1 protein-coding gene and 1 pseudogene are annotated in these 1,197 nt (G+C 52.6%); both read left to right on the top strand.

The annotated features are described in order from the left end of the window. Positions 1 to 217 (top strand): annotated as a pseudogene (locus ABYT07_RS21315) (nitronate monooxygenase); the annotation flags it as partial. Positions 218 to 344: 127 nt separating this feature from the next. After that, on the top strand, positions 345 to 1,197 hold an 853-nt coding region (locus ABYT07_RS21310), incomplete at its 3' end, for a C4-dicarboxylate TRAP transporter substrate-binding protein (protein WP_372993990.1).

Genomic DNA, 1,197 nt, shown 5'->3' with positions numbered 1-1,197 from the left:
AGGGATGGATCCGGATGCGTTGGAGCAATCTGACCCGTCCAAAATGAATTTTGCGGAGGACCGTGAAAAACCCAAAAGCTGGAAAGAGATTTGGGGATCGGGGCAGGGCATTGGCGCGGTTGAAGGTGTTGTCCCAGCTTCGGAAATGGTCGCACGCCTGAAGCGTGAATTTGATGCTGCCCGTACGCGGTTGGACAAAACGCTTAGCGCATACTGACAAGTATTTAACGTGTTTGGACGGGAGTCGCACGAATAAATAGATTGCTAGATAATAGTTATCATGCTATTTAATATTTAATATAAGTCGGGTGCAATCATACCCGAAACAAAAGGGAGGAGAGACTATGAAGAAGCGTATTCTAGGGGCCGTCATGGCCGCATCAGTTTCGGTTTTGGCCATGGCGGCCCATGCGGAAACACGGCTGATCGCAAATGAACCTGGACCGAACCGCGGCGTGCGGGCCGAGGCTGTGAACTACATCGCAGAGCAGATCGCAGCGCGCACGAACGGAGAGGTAACGGTAGAACAGAACTGGGGAGGTGCCCTGTTCAAGACCGACGCCGCACTACAGTCGATTTCGGTTGGCGTTGCAGATATGGGCGTGTTGATCGGGGCCTATGTCGCCTCGGAATTCCCTGAATTGCAAATGGCGGGCCTGCTGTTGAACAAGCCCGGTCACCCTTGGGTTATGATGCAAGCCGTTTATGAGCTGTTCACGACCAACGAGCGCATCAAAGAGCGTCTTGAAGAAATGAACCTTGTCTATATAGCACCGTTTTCTTTGTCGCCGGCCATTCTGGCCTGTCGTGGCGAAGGCATCCGGTCGGTCGACGACATCAAAGGCACCAAGATTGCGCATACCGGATCGTCCGGTGACGTGCTTGCCGCACTTGGTGGAAACATGGTGAACATGCCTATTTATGATGTCTATCAGGCCATGGAAACCGGTCTTGTGGATTGCTCGGTGACCTATGCGTATTACGCTGTCGCCTCGAAGCTAAGCGAAGAAATCGACACGATGACAGAGCTACGGTATTCGACGATTACCAGCTTGGGCACCGTCATGAATCGCGACAGCTTTGAGCGGCTGACGCCCGAACAACAAGAAGCGATCCTTGGCATCGGGCCGGACATGATGAACTTCTATGGCGAAAAGCTGGAAGAAGCGGACTTGAAAGCTCTCGAAGTGCTTTCTT

The sequence above is a fragment of the Sulfitobacter sp. genome (assembly GCF_041552635.1).
In the GTDB taxonomy this organism is placed as follows: domain Bacteria; phylum Pseudomonadota; class Alphaproteobacteria; order Rhodobacterales; family Rhodobacteraceae; genus Sulfitobacter.
The sequence above is the reverse complement of the archived record's forward strand: the minus strand, read 5'-3'. Positions and strand labels throughout refer to the sequence as shown.